Origin of the sequence: Streptomyces sp. 4N509B (genome assembly GCF_052245655.1) — a bacterium.
Taxonomy (GTDB): Bacteria; Actinomycetota; Actinomycetes; order Streptomycetales; family Streptomycetaceae; genus Streptomyces.
In genome coordinates, this window is sequence record NZ_JBQQBZ010000010.1 from 150,533 (window position 1) to 162,924 (window position 12,392).

General features: G+C 73.7%; 13 protein-coding genes. 8 read left to right on the top strand and 5 right to left on the bottom strand.

Annotated features, from left to right (window positions below; genetic code table 11):
- Positions 1–158 precede the first annotated feature (158 nt).
- On the bottom strand, positions 159–716 hold the full coding sequence (locus ACTWP5_RS12965) for a hypothetical protein (RefSeq protein WP_443221030.1): 558 nt from the start codon (positions 714–716) through the stop codon (positions 159–161).
- Between the two features lie 260 nt (positions 717–976).
- Here ACTWP5_RS12965 and ACTWP5_RS12970 point away from each other — a divergent pair, with 260 nt between their 5' ends.
- A complete protein-coding gene (locus ACTWP5_RS12970) occupies positions 977–2,482 on the top strand; it encodes a glutamate--cysteine ligase (protein ID WP_443221031.1) in 1,506 nt (501 codons plus the stop codon).
- A gap of 160 nt (positions 2,483–2,642) precedes the next feature.
- Positions 2,643–3,416 (top strand): CPBP family intramembrane glutamic endopeptidase, encoded by a 774-nt coding sequence (locus ACTWP5_RS12975; RefSeq protein WP_443221065.1) that lies wholly within the window; start codon positions 2,643–2,645, stop codon positions 3,414–3,416.
- 43 nt (positions 3,417–3,459) lie between these two features.
- On the opposite strand, the gene ACTWP5_RS12980 is transcribed toward ACTWP5_RS12975, so the two are convergent.
- The 3 genes from ACTWP5_RS12980 to ACTWP5_RS12990 form a co-directional block, all read right to left on the bottom strand.
- Positions 3,460–4,092, bottom strand: a complete 633-nt coding sequence (locus ACTWP5_RS12980) for a TetR/AcrR family transcriptional regulator (protein ID WP_443221032.1) — start codon at positions 4,090–4,092, stop codon at positions 3,460–3,462.
- Positions 4,093–4,403: 311 nt separating this feature from the next.
- A complete protein-coding gene (locus ACTWP5_RS12985; protein ID WP_443221066.1) occupies positions 4,404–5,096 on the bottom strand; it encodes an HAD family hydrolase in 693 nt (230 codons plus the stop codon).
- A gap of 101 nt (positions 5,097–5,197) precedes the next feature.
- Positions 5,198–6,163, bottom strand: a complete 966-nt coding sequence (locus tag ACTWP5_RS12990; protein ID WP_443221033.1) for a M56 family metallopeptidase — start codon at positions 6,161–6,163, stop codon at positions 5,198–5,200.
- Positions 6,164–6,261: 98 nt separating this feature from the next.
- Between ACTWP5_RS12990 and ACTWP5_RS12995 the strand changes: the two genes are divergently transcribed.
- Positions 6,262–6,885 carry a GNAT family N-acetyltransferase gene (locus ACTWP5_RS12995; RefSeq protein ID WP_443221034.1) on the top strand — a complete coding sequence of 208 codons (624 nt, stop codon included), beginning with the start codon at positions 6,262–6,264 and terminating at the stop codon, positions 6,883–6,885.
- Here ACTWP5_RS12995 and ACTWP5_RS13000 read toward each other — a convergent pair.
- Positions 6,869–7,552, bottom strand: a complete 684-nt coding sequence (locus ACTWP5_RS13000; protein ID WP_443221035.1) for a glycerophosphodiester phosphodiesterase — start codon at positions 7,550–7,552, stop codon at positions 6,869–6,871. The two genes, ACTWP5_RS12995 and ACTWP5_RS13000, sit on opposite strands and share 17 nt — an antisense overlap.
- Positions 7,553–7,648: 96 nt before the next feature.
- On the opposite strand from ACTWP5_RS13000, the gene ACTWP5_RS13005 reads away from it, so the two are divergent.
- The 5 genes from ACTWP5_RS13005 to ACTWP5_RS13025 all read left to right on the top strand — a co-directional run bounded on the left by ACTWP5_RS13005 (position 7,649) and on the right by ACTWP5_RS13025 (position 12,359).
- Positions 7,649–9,064, top strand: coding sequence for a DUF6421 family protein (locus tag ACTWP5_RS13005; RefSeq protein ID WP_443221036.1), 1,416 nt, complete (start codon positions 7,649–7,651; stop codon positions 9,062–9,064).
- Between the two features lie 99 nt (positions 9,065–9,163).
- Positions 9,164–9,940: an SDR family NAD(P)-dependent oxidoreductase gene (locus ACTWP5_RS13010; protein WP_443221037.1), complete on the top strand. Its 777-nt coding sequence runs from the start codon at positions 9,164–9,166 to the stop codon at positions 9,938–9,940.
- Positions 9,937–11,046, top strand: coding sequence for a threonine aldolase family protein (locus ACTWP5_RS13015; RefSeq protein WP_443221038.1), 1,110 nt, complete (start codon positions 9,937–9,939; stop codon positions 11,044–11,046). Before ACTWP5_RS13010 ends, ACTWP5_RS13015 begins: the two co-directional genes overlap by 4 nt.
- A gap of 8 nt (positions 11,047–11,054) precedes the next feature.
- A complete protein-coding gene (locus tag ACTWP5_RS13020) occupies positions 11,055–11,447 on the top strand; it encodes a TlpA family protein disulfide reductase (RefSeq protein WP_443221039.1) in 393 nt (130 codons plus the stop codon).
- 123 nt (positions 11,448–11,570) lie between these two features.
- Positions 11,571–12,359, top strand: coding sequence for an electron transfer flavoprotein subunit beta/FixA family protein (locus ACTWP5_RS13025; protein ID WP_443221040.1), 789 nt, complete (start codon positions 11,571–11,573; stop codon positions 12,357–12,359).
- Positions 12,360–12,392: the final 33 nt, after the last annotated feature.

Genomic DNA, 12,392 nt, shown 5'->3' on the forward strand with positions numbered 1-12,392 from the left:
CGACGCCGGTGACGCTCTCGTGACGACGTGAGCCCGTGACGCCGCCGGGGCGGGCCCTGGGGCCCTTCTCCCTTCTTCGAACCCCGGGGCCGGTCCCGCGCCGTTGCGGGCCGGCCCGGGGCGGCGTGCGGCTGACGTCGCCTGTGACCGCGGCCGGATCAGGCCGGCGTCAGCCGGGCCGTCAGCAGCGTGACCAGCTCCGCGGTGCTGATCGCCCGGTCGGCCGCGATGCCCGGGGGCGCCGGTGCCAGCGGCACCAGCAGGTCCCGGGGTCCTGGGCTGCCCTCGGCCGGGTCGGCGTCGATGTCCACGTGGAGCCACAGCGTCAGCATGTACAGCTCCGGAACGGACAGCAGACGCGGCTGGTACGGCTCCGCGAGCAGTTCGGCGTGGCCCACCGCGCGCTCGGAGGAGGAGATGTAAGGGCCTTCCAGGAAGTGGGAGAACGCCCATCCGTCCGCGGTCAGCATCGTCTCCGCGGCGCCGACGGCCTGGCCGTCGCTGCGCAGCAGAAAGCGCCAGCCGGTGAGCCGGCTGTGCGGCGGTCCCTCGGGGGAGACCGCCGGCATGAGCTGGTGGACGGGGAGCGGCAGAGCCGGGGTGAGCGCCGCCCGATTCAGGTGCAGCGGGTGGGGTGAATGCGCGGTTGTCGGATGGAGGGCGGCACGGATGCTGCGCTCTGCGGCAGCTGGGGCCGGGGGGATTTCCAGGGGCATGATGGGTCGCCTCTCGCTTAAGGAGTAGGTCGCCTCTTCTGTAGGAGACACGCCGTCGCGAATCGTATAGCAGTCGAGGTGGCGTTATGTTTCCAATACATGACCAGAGAGGTTTCGGCAAGAAGAAATTGAGCCGCGCGCTCCGGAAGGCTTTCCTCTGGTATATGCCACGGGCAGCACGGAGGCGTGTTACCTGCGCTCTGACGTGGGCATGATCAAACGGAGCATGCTGTAGGGGTGTGACACGGGAGGTGGTTCTCATGGGGGCGAAGGTCGTCGCCGACCAGTTCGACCTGAGAGACAGGGAACGCTTCAGAACACGGCTGCACGCGGGCCGCGAAGCACTGGACCGCCTCCTCGCCGAGGGGCGTTTCGACCGTCCACGTGATCTCGTCGGCATCGAGATGGAACTGAATCTGGCCGATGTCGAGGGTGCTCCGAGAATGGTCAACGAGCAGGTGCTCTCGCGAATGGCGACCGGCGATTTCCAGACCGAGCTGGGTAAATTCACGCTCGAACTCAACGTCGCCCCCCGCCGACTCTCCGGTCGCGTGTTCGACGATCTGGCCGAAGAGTTGCGCGTCGCGCTCGGATACGCGAACCGAATGGCCGAGGAATGCGGCGCCCAGATCGTGATGATAGGGGTTCTTCCGACCATCACCGAGCACGAGATGGTGCCGGACACGTTCTCCCGCGTCGACCGCTACCTGCTGCTCAACGACCAGATCATGGCCGCGCGCGGCGAGCGGATCGCCCTCGACATCGCGGGCACGGAGACCCTCTCCGGCGTCGCCTTCGACTCCATCGCGGCCGAGTCCGTCTGCACCTCGGTGCAACTCCACCTCCAGGCCACGCCGGAACGTTTCGCCGCGACGTGGAACGCCGCCCAGGCCGCGGCCGCCGTCCAGGTGGCGGTCGGCGCCAACGCCCCGTTCGTGTTCGGCCGCGAACTGTGGCACGAGTCCCGGCCCCCGTTCTTCCTCCAGGCCATCGACAGCCGACCGCCCGAGATCGCCGCCCAGGGCGTCCGGCCACGCACCTGGTTCGGCGAACGCTGGATCACCTCCGTCGCGACCCTGTTCGAGGAGAACCTCCGGTACTTCCCGGCGCTGCTGCCGATGTGCGACGACGAGGACCCGATCGCCGTCCTCGACGCCGGCGGCGTGCCGCGGCTGTCGGAGCTGTCCCTGCACAACGGCACCATCTACCGCTGGAACCGGCCGGTGTACGCGGTGGCGGACGGCGTCCCCCACCTGCGGGTGGAGAACCGGGTGCTCTCCACCGGGCCGACCGTCACCGACACGGTGGCGAACGCCGCCTTCTACTACGGCCTGGTGCGTTCGCTGGCCGACCAGGCCGACCCCGTCTGGCGGCGCCTGCCGTTCGCCGCCGCCGAGCGGAACTTCCGCGACGCCTGCCGCCACGGCCTGGACGCCGAGCTGACCTGGCCCGATCCCGCCGACGCGGGTGCGGGCACGCGCCGGACACCCGCCGTCCGCCTCATCCGCGAGGAACTGCTGCCGCTGGCCGCCGCCGGCCTCGACGCCCACGGCGTCGCCCCCGCCGACCGCGACCACTACCTGTCCGTGATCGAGGAGCGGTGCCGGCGTCGCGTCACCGGAGCGGCCTGGCAGACTCGGGTCTACCACCGCGAGGTGGCCGGCGGAGCGGACCGGGCCACGGCCCTGCGGCGGCTCGTCGCACGGTACGGCGCACTGGCGCGCACGGACGCGCCCGTGCACACCTGGCCGACCGGGCGGTCGTGACGGCGGGCAGCCGCCCGCACGGCCCGCGCCGCCCCGCCCCGCCGGACCCGCCCGGACCCGGGCGACCCCGGGCACCCCGGGACGAAGCGAACGGAGGGAAGGCACCGTGCGGCTCACGTCCGACCAGGACCAGGCGGCCCCCGCGCCGCCCCCGCCCCCGGTGACGCCGCCGCGCAGCGTGCTGCGCCGCGAACTGCTGCTCGTGCTGGGCCTCTCGCTGGGCGCCAGCGCCGTGGCCGCGCTGATCCACTTCTCGGGATCCGTCACCCGTCCGGGCGGCCTGGCCGACCAGGCCGCGACCCTCAACAGCTCCAACGCGCCCGGCCGGCCCTGGCTGGACCTGGCCTGGCAGCTGTTCGACATCACGACCGCGCTGGTGCCGGTCCTGCTCGTCGCCCACTTCCTGGTGCGCGAACGGCCGGGGCCGCCCGCCCCGGGTCTCGCCGTCATCGGGTTCGACCTGCGCCGCCCCCGCTTCGACCTGGGCTGGGGCGCGCTGGTCGCGGCCGGGATCGGCGGCAGCGGGCTCCTGCTCTACCTGGGAGCCCACGCCGCGGGTGCCAACCTCACGGTGGTCCCCGAGTCCCTGCCGGAGGTGTGGTGGAAGTTCCCCGTGCTGATCGCCTCCGCCCTGCAGAACTCCGTCGTGGAGGAGGTCATCGTCGTCGGGTACCTGGTGCGACGGCTCGACCAGCTGGGCTGGGGACCGGGGAAGGTCCTGCTGGCCAGTTCGACGCTGCGCGGCTGCTACCACCTCTACCAGGGCGTCGGCGGCTTCTTCGGGAACATGGCGATGGGCGTGATCTTCGTGTGGCTCTACCGGCGGTGGGGGAGGGTCATGCCCCTGGTCGTGGCCCACGCGCTGATCGACATCGTGGCGTTCGTCGGCTACGCGCTGCTGGCGGGGCACGTCGACTGGCTCCCGACGGCCTGAACGCACCGCCGCCGCGGTCGTCGGTCGTCGGTGGCGGCGGTCGTCAGGCGCCGCGGGACGCCGGGGCGGGGGCCGGGCCGGGCGGGTACCCCCGCTCCCACGGCAGCTCGTAGCGCGCGAACAGCTCCGCCCGCAGCCGGGACAGCGGCATGGGCGCGCCCGGCAGCAGCTGGGCGACCACCGCGCCCATCAGCAGGGCCCGCAGCAGCGGGTAGTCGGTGTCGGGGTCGTCCGACCCGTAGCGCGTCACCGTCTCCCTCAGCAGGGCGGCCAGCCGCTGCTGCTCGGAGCACCGGATGAACCCCTCGTCCTGCAACAGCCTCGCCATGTGCGCCCGCATCAGCACCGGCCGGTCCCTGGCCAGGCCAAGGATCGCGTCGATCGCCCGGGCGAGCAGCTCGTCACCGGCGTCGGGGCCCGACGGCTGCGGCTCCCGTTCGAGGGCGGCGGCGAGAGTGAGGTGCATCACTCGGTGGACGGCCGACTGGAACAACTGCCGTTTCCCGGGAAAGTAGTACGAGATCAGCCCGCGTGCGGAACCCGCCCGCTCCGCGATGTCGGCCAGGGTGGTGGCCTCGTACCCCCGCTCGGAGACGAGCTCGACCGTGGCCTCCAGCAACCGGATACGCGAGCGCCGTCGCAGCTCTTCATTGACGGATGCGCTGCGAGGGGACATCCTGGACTCCCGCGTTGACTGGCTGAGAGCCAATATACTCAGTGCGGCTTCGTGAAGCTCACCCCGGCCTGGCCGGAGGTGTGTGCCGGCGCGGTGCCGGTTTCGGGCGGAGCGGGGGACCGCCCGAGGCCGGCGCCGCGCCGGCGTCGTCGTTCATCCCCCAGGTCCGTCCCCCGGGCCGCCCCCGGGTCGCTCCCCATCCTCCCTGGTCACCGCGCCGCGGCGCCGGTCCGCCCCCCTTCTCGAGGCCCTCACCCGCCGGACCCGCCGGCCGGTCCCACGCGACCGGCGCCCTCGGCCGGGCCGCCGTGTCAGCCCACCAGGTCGAGCACCGGACGCAGCCCGTCGGTCCGCTCCGTCACCGGCAGGTGCTCCACCAGGCGGACGGCGCATCCCAGCGCCGCCGCCCCACCGTCGGCGTCGGCGTCGTCCCCGACCATCAACGCCTCGGACGGCGACGTCAGGCCGAGCGCCTCGCACGCCGTGGCGAAGAGTCGGGGATCGGGTTTCTGCACGCCGTGCTCGTAGGACAGCACGTACGCGTCCACGTAGGCGTCCAGGCCGTGGGCCTCGAACACCGGGCGCAGGTCCCAGCCGATGTTGCTGACCACGGCGACGGGGACGCCGCGCTCCGACAGGGCCCGCAGCACGGCCGGGGCGTCCGGGTAGGGCAGCCAGGCGGCCGGCTCCCGGTGCCGGTCGTACAGGGCGTCATACCAGGACGGGTCGGGCAGCGCGACCTGGCGTGCCAGGCCCGTGTAGAGGGCCCGGTGCCGGGCCGCGTCACGGTCCCGCTCCCGCCACAGCGCGGCGAGCTCCGGGGGAAGGGACCTGGGCTGCGGGCCGCCGGGCAGGGCCCCGGCCCGCGCCAGCGCGGCGGCCAGCCGCTCGACCTCCTCCTCGGGCAGCTCGGCTCCCGCCCGGGCGAGGACGGTCCGCAGCCAGGACAGGGGCGACTCGATCCGCATCAGCGTCCCGGAGAAGTCGAAGAGCACTCCCGCGATCGTCATGCACCCGATCCTGCCGGGCGGAACAGCCGCCACGCCACCGAGGCCCCTCGCGGACGCGTGCCCGCCGCGCGCTCGCCGCTCCCCGGGCGCCTCTCCTACCGCACGCCGCCCAGCGCCGAGAGCCCCGGCGCGAACGCCACCAGCAGCGGGACCACGGGCAGCACCGCCGCCGCCGCGGTCCAGCGCAGGCGCCGGGCGGGCGCCAGCCGCGCGGCCGGCGTGAGCAGCCGACTCACGCGCTGCGGCACCTCGGCCCCGTGGGGTGCCGCCGCCGGGTCGTCGGGGCAGCTGACGGGGCCGCGGTCCTCGTTCAGTCCGACCAGGGCCAGAGCGGTGGTCACCCGGCCGAAACGGCGCGAGGCGGCGTCGTCGGCCGCGAGCTCCGTCAGCCGGTGCACCTGCTCCTGGAAGGCCGCGAAGACGGGAACACCGGGAAAACCCCTGGCCAGGGCGCCCGCGCAGTACAGCAGCCAGTGGTGGCGGGCCCTGACGTGACCCTGCTCGTGGGCGATGACCGCGTCCAGCTGCCGGCTGGTCAGCCGCCGCAGCGCGGAGGTGGTGATCACCAGGCGGGGGGAGGGGCCCGGCAGCAGCCAGGCGTCGGACCGCGGTGACTCCAGCACCACCAGCCGGTCCCCGGGCTCGGTCTCCTCGCCGGGCAGCCGCGGCGCCCTCGCCAGCAGCGCGACCCTGCGCCGCCGCCGCAGCGCCCGCGCCTCCCGCACCTCGCGGGTGAGCATCACCGCGGTCCACAGCCCGCCGCAGGCCAGCACCAGCGCCAGCGAGGCCGCCCACCGCTGCCCGTCGGCGGGCAGCGCGTACGCCTCCACGACGTGGCTCGGCGCGGGGGCGAACAGCTGACCGCGCACCTCGCCCCAGGCGGCCGAGCCCGACAGGGCCATCGCGAGCACGCAGCACAGCAGCACCGCCGCCACGACGCACTGCCACACCCACAGGGCGAGAACGGGCTCGCGCAGCGGCCAGCTGCCGCGGTTGAGCAGGCGCGGGGCGCCCACCGCGGTGAGCCCGGCCAGCACCAGCAGAGTCAGGGCGATCGCCATGACCACAAGCGTAGATCCCACCCCCGACACGGCCCCCGCGGGCCGGGCCGGGTCGGCGCCCGGCGGCCGCCCGCCGTCGCGGCGCACCGCGCGTTACGATGCCTCGCGTGACGACGGGCGTGACGCGAGGGGCGGAGGGAACGGGGCCGGTGGACGGTGCGGGGTCGACGCGTCCACGGGTGCGTTTCCGCACGGCGACGACGAGCGACGTCCCCGCCCTCGTCGCGCTCGTGGACTCCGCCTACCGCGGCGAGTCCAGCCGCGCCGGCTGGACCACGGAGGCCGACGTCCTGGACGGGCGGCGCACGAACACCGACGAGGTGCTCTCCGTGATCCGCTCACCCGACAGCCAGCTGGTGATCGCCGAGCGCGACGACGAGCTCGTCGCCTGCTGCCAGATCGAGCGGCGCGGCGAGGCCGACGGCCCGCCCGAGCGGCGCGCGGCCTACTTCGGGATGTTCGCCGTCCGCCCCACCGAGCAGGGCGGCGGCCTGGGCGGCCTCGTGCTGGCCGAGGCTGAGCGCCGCGCCCACGAGGACTTCGGCGCCCGGCGGATGCGGATGACCGTGCTCAGCGTGCGGCACGAGCTGATCGCCTGGTACGAGCGCCGTGGCTACGCCCGCACCGGCGAGCGCACCCCGTTCCCCTACGGAGACGAGCGCTTCGGCGTGCCGCGCCGCCCGGACCTGGAGTTCGAGCTGCTGGTCAAGCCCCTGCCCTGACCGCCGCCACGATCTCCGGCAGGTCGGTCACCACCCCGTCCAGGCCCAGCTCGCGGGCGCGGTCCAGTTCGGCGTCGGTGTTCACCGTCCACGCCAGCACCCTCACCCCGGCCTCGCGGCACCGGTCCACGACGTCCTGCCCCAGCTGCGGGAGCTCGCAGGAGACGAGCGTGGCGCCGAGCTCCGCGGCCCGCTGGGGCGCGGTCGGCGTGGACTGCCCGGTGACGAGCCCGACGGCCACCTCCGGCAGCAGCGCGCGGGTCTCGCTCAGCGCCTCGTCGTGGAAGGAGATGACGGTGACCCGCCGCTCCAGCCCACGCCGCCGGATGACGTCTGCCAGCACGCGGGCCGCGGCCCGGTCCTTGATCTCCGCCTGAAGGGGCGCCCCCACCGCCTCGACGACCTCGGTGAACAGCGGCACCCGCTCCCCGAGACCGGCGTCGAGCGCGCGCAGCTCCGCCAGCGTCAGCTCGGCCACCTGCCCGGTGCCGTCGGTGGTGCGGTCGACGTCGGCGTCGTGCATCACGACGAGCTCGCCGTCCCGGCTCAGGTGCAGGTCGAGCTCGATGACGTCCAGGCCGGCGTGGTCGGCGCGGCGGAAGGACCGCAGGGTGTTCTCCGGTTCCACGCCCATCAGTCCACGGTGTCCCACGGTCAGCATCGCCATGGCGCAAGGATCTCACGGCCCCTGCACGCCCGGTTGATCGAAGAAAGTCCGCCATATACCGTGAGAGAGCGCAAGGAAATCCTGTGGAGGCGGATCATGACGGAAGCTTTTGCGTCGACCCTGCGGAGTGAGGCCCCGGCCGCCCAGCCGGCGGGACGCCTCGTGGACCACCCGGCCTGGGCTCGCCTGAAGGAGGCGGTGTCCGCCGTCCGCCCGGCCCAGTCGCCCGACGGCTCGATCGACTTCCAGGCCGAGTCGGCGCCCTCTCCCGGCGAGGTCGCGCGGCGGATCGACAGCGTGGTCGAGGCCGTCGAGGAGCTGTCCCCCCTGCTGCCGCACGACGCGGCCTACCACCAGGCCCTCGTTAAGGACCTGCGCCGGTGGGCCGACACCGGGTTCACCGTGCCCGACTTCCTCGACTCGCTGCTGGCGTTCCAGCCCGCCGCCGGCCGCGCGGACGGCCGCGAGCACCTCGTCGTCTTCCCCATGTACACGCAGAACGGCAACCCCGACCGCAACCTGGAGGCCCTGGTGCTGCGCGTCGTCTGGCCGGACTGGCTGGCCGAGCTGGAGCGCACCCGCTACGACAACCCGATGTTCCTCGCCATCACCTTCGAGGACTTCACCGCGGGCTACGACACCCACTCCGCCGTCCTCTTCCCCGAGACCATCGCCGTGCGCGAGGCCCCCGAGCGCTTCAGCTGGGGCGGCATCTTCTGCGACCGCGAGGCCGCCCGCTTCCGCCGCGTCGTCACCGCCGCGTGCGAGGTCACCCGGCTCACCCTCCCCGACGACGCCCGCGAGCTGCTGGCGGACCCCCGCCGCTGCCAGGAGACCTTCGCCCTGTGGGACATGGTCCACGACCGGACCCACAGCCACGGCGACCTGCCGTTCGACCCGTTCATGATCAAGCAGCGGCAGCCGTTCTGGATGTACGGCCTGGAGGAGCTGCGCTGCGACCTGACCGCCTTCCACGAGGCCGGCCGGCTCGCCGACGACGGGTACCCGCAGGGGCGCGACGTGCAGTACGCCGTCCTGCTGGAGCGGCTCTTCCGCTTCCCCGTCACCGGTGAGCGGGTCAGGAACTACGACGGCCTGGGCGGGCAGCTCCTGTTCGCCTACCTCCACCAGCACGACGCCCTGCGCTGGCGGGACAACACCCTCACCCTCGACTGGGAGCGCGCCCGCCAGGTCACCGCCCAGCTGCGCGAGGAGATCGAGACCCTCTACCGGCGCGGCATCGACCGCCCGAAGATCGTGCACTGGCTCAAGGCCTACGAGCTGGTGTCGACCTACCTCGCCCCGCACCCCGGCTCCACCTGGGCCAAGGGGCCCGACGCCCTCGACCTGAGCCTGCCGCCGCGCAAGCTCGTCGACGACGTCCTGCCCGACGAGTTCCCCCTGAGCCTGTTCTACGAGGCGCTGGCACGGAAGCTGCGGCGGGTGATCGCCTCCACCCGCGGCATCACCGCCGCCACCTCCACGCCCACCCCCACCCCCCAGGCCGCCTGATCCCCACCACCCCCACACGTCGCGGCATCATGGACCCATGCGCGCGTACCGCGCGCGCCCACGCGAACCACGCGAGGCCTTACGCAGGAGGTGGCGACGATGACACCCAGCTCTGATCCCCACGGCGGCGGGGACGGCGGCCCCCTGGAGGGAGCCGTCGTTGCGGTGGCCGGCGCGGGAGGCCCCGCCGGGCACGCCACGCTGCTGCGTCTGGCCGAGGCCGGCGCCGTGGTGGTCGCCGCCGACGCCGACGCCGAGCGTCTGGCCCTGGGCGTGGACGCGGCGCGCTTCGCCCACGGCGGCGCCACCGTCACGGGCGACACGGTCGACCTCCTCCACCTGGCCGCGGCGCGGGAGTGGGCGGCCAAGATCGAGAAGGAGTTCGGTCGGGTCGACGGCCTGGTCCACCTCGTGGGCGGCTGGCGCGGCTCCGCCACCTTCGCCGAGACCGACCTGGCCGACTGGGAGCTCCTGCACGACCTGCTGGTGCGGACCGTGCAGCACACCTCCCTCGCCTTCGAGGGCCCGCTGGCCCGCAGCGGCAACGGCCGCTTCGTCCTCGTCAGCGCGGCCGGCGCCAGCAAGCCCACCGCGGGCAACGCCGCGTACGCCGCCGCCAAGGCCGCCGCCGAGGCGTGGACCCTCGCCCTGGCCGACGGCTTCCGCAAGGCGGTCCCCGACGGCCCGCCGGCCGCCGCCGCCACCGTCCTGATCGTCAAGGCACTGGTCCACGAGGCGCTGCGCGCCCAGCGGCCCGGCGCCAGGTTCGCCGGCTTCACCGACGTCACGGAGCTGGCGACGAGCATCTGCCAGCTGTGGAGCCAGCCGACCGAGGAAGTGAACGGAACCCGCCAGTGGCTCACACCCCAGCCATGACCCCCACGACGCCCACGACACCCGCGCCGTCCCCGACGGCCGCGCCCACCACCGCCGCCCGGCGTCGCCACGACCCCACCGTCCGCGGCTTCGCCAGCGACAACTACGCCGGGGTCCACCCGGAGCTCCTGGCCGCCCTCGCCCTGGCGAACGGCGGCCACCAGCCCGCCTACGGCGCGGACGACTACACCGCCCACCTCGCCGAGGTCTTCCGCGCGCACTTCGGCCCCCGCGCCGAGGTCTATCCGGTGTTCAACGGCACGGGCGCCAACGTCGTCGGCCTCCAGGCCCTCACCGACCGCTGGGGGGCCGTCGTCACCACCGACACCGCCCACATCCACACCGACGAGTGCGGCGCCCCCGAGCGCGTCGCCGGCCTGAAGCTCCTCACCGTGCCGACCCCCGACGGCAAGCTCACCCCCGAGCTCGTCGACCGCCAGGCCTTCGGCTTCGACGACGAGCACCGCGCCACGCCCCAGGTGGTCTCCCTCACCCAGAGCACCGAGCTGGGCACCTGCTACACCCCGGACGAGATCCGGGCGCTGGCCGAGCACGCCCACGAGCGGGGCATGGCCGTCCACCTCGACGGCGCCCGCCTGGCCAACGCCGCCGCGGCGCTGGACCTGCCGCTCGCCGCCCTCACCACCGACGTCGGGGTGGACGTGCTCTCCTTCGGCGGCACGAAGAACGGCATGCTCTACGGCGAGGCCGTCGTCGTCCTCGACCCCGGTCGCGTCACGCGGATGCCGCACCTGCGGAAGCTGTCGATGCAGCTGGCCTCGAAGATGCGCTTCGTCTCCGTGCAGTTCGAGGCGCTGCTGGCCGACGGGCTGTGGCGCCGCGGCGCCGAGCACGCCAACGCCATGGCCGCCCGGCTCGCGGCGGGCGTGGCCGCCGTGGAGGGCGTCACCATCAGCTACCCGGTGCAGGCCAACGCCGTCTTCGCCCGGCTGCCGCGCGAGGCGGCCGACCGGCTGCGCAAGCGGTACCGGTTCTACGACTGGGACGCGGCGCGCGGCGAGGTGCGGTGGATGTGCTCCTTCGACACCACCGAGGACGACGTGGACGGCTTCCTGGCGGCGCTGCGCGAGGAGATGGGCCGCTGAGGACCGACGTGACCGGCCAGGACCCCTCCCCGACGCGCCTGACGGCGGCCTCGCTCGGCATCCCCTCACTCGGGGAGCGGGCCACGCTCCTCCAGGTCTCGTCGGCCTTCTGCCAGCCCTGCCGGGCCACGCGGCGGGTCCTGGCCAGGGCCGCGGGGATGGTGGAGGGCGTGACGCACGTGGAGGTCGACGCCGCCGCCCGCCCCGACCTGGTGCGCGCGCTGCGAATCACCCGCACGCCGACGGTGCTGGTGCTGGACGCCGCGGGGCGGCTGGTGCGGCGGGCCGCGGGTCAGCCCCGGCTGGCCGACGTCGTCGCCGCGCTCGGCGTGGCCCTGGACGTCGGGGACGCCCCCGTTCCGCCCGTCTCCTCCGCTAATGATCCACCGCCGGCGACGTAGGAAACGTCACAGTAGGACATTCTTGTCACCGGGCATACCCTGGGTGCCTGGATGTACTGACGAGTAACTAACATGGTGGCAAGCAAGCCAACCAAGGAACCGGGCCGATCGAGGAGAGCCGGCGTGAGCCTGAGGATCGTTGTCTGTGTCAAGTACGTGCCCGACGCCACCGGCGAACGGCGCTTCACGGAGGACCTGACCACCGACCGCGAGTCGGTGGACGGTCTGCTGTCGGAGCTCGACGAGTACGCCGTGGAGCAGGCGCTGCGCATCGCCGAGGAGAGCGACGACGACGTCGAGGTGACCGCCCTGACCATCGGCCCCGAGGACGCGGAGGAGGCCCTGCGCAAGGCCCTGCGCATGGGCGCGGACAAGGCCGTCCACGTCGAGGACGACGCGCTGCACGGCACCGACGCGCTGGGCACCTCCCTCGTGCTGGCCAGGGCCGTCGAGCACGTCGGGTACGACCTGGTGATCTGCGGCATGGCCTCGACGGACGGCGGGATGGGCGTCCTGCCCGCCATGCTCGCCGAGCGGCTCGGCGTCCCGCAGGTCACGTCGCTCAGCGAGCTCGCCGTGGCCGACGGCGCCGTCACCGGGCGCCGCGACGGCGACGTCGCCAGCGAGCGGCTGCGCGCCGAACTGCCGGCCGTCATCTCCGTCACCGACCAGTCGGGGGAAGCGCGTTACCCCTCCTTCAAGCAGATCATGGCGGCCAAGAAGAAGCCGGTGACCACGCTGGACCTCTCCGACCTCGACATCGAGGAGGACGAGGTCGGGCTGGCCGGCGCGCACACCGCCGTGGTCTCCGCCACGGAGCGCCCGCCGCGCACCGCGGGCGAGATCGTCACCGACGAGGGCGAGGGTGCCCAGAAGCTCGCCGCCTTCCTCGCGGAACACAAGTTCGTCTGACCCGCACCCGACCGACCCTCCCTTCCGACTCGT

Bases quoted from the DNA above. Each gene is read 5' to 3' on its own strand.
- ACTWP5_RS12995 (WP_443221034.1), top strand. From the start codon at position 6,262: ATGCCTCGCGTGACGACGGGCGTGACGCGAGGGGCGGAGGGAACGGGG.
- ACTWP5_RS13015 (WP_443221038.1), top strand. From the start codon at position 9,937: ATGACCCCCACGACGCCCACGACACCCGCGCCGTCCCCGACGGCCGCG.
- ACTWP5_RS12980 (WP_443221032.1), bottom strand. From the start codon at position 4,092: ATGTCCCCTCGCAGCGCATCCGTCAATGAAGAGCTGCGACGGCGCTCG.
- ACTWP5_RS13005 (WP_443221036.1), top strand. From the start codon at position 7,649: ATGACGGAAGCTTTTGCGTCGACCCTGCGGAGTGAGGCCCCGGCCGCC.
- ACTWP5_RS12965 (WP_443221030.1), bottom strand. From the start codon at position 716: ATGCCCCTGGAAATCCCCCCGGCCCCAGCTGCCGCAGAGCGCAGCATC.
- ACTWP5_RS12970 (WP_443221031.1), top strand. From the start codon at position 977: ATGGGGGCGAAGGTCGTCGCCGACCAGTTCGACCTGAGAGACAGGGAA.
- ACTWP5_RS12990 (WP_443221033.1), bottom strand. From the start codon at position 6,163: ATGGCGATCGCCCTGACTCTGCTGGTGCTGGCCGGGCTCACCGCGGTG.
- ACTWP5_RS13000 (WP_443221035.1), bottom strand. From the start codon at position 7,552: ATGGCGATGCTGACCGTGGGACACCGTGGACTGATGGGCGTGGAACCG.
- ACTWP5_RS13010 (WP_443221037.1), top strand. From the start codon at position 9,164: ATGACACCCAGCTCTGATCCCCACGGCGGCGGGGACGGCGGCCCCCTG.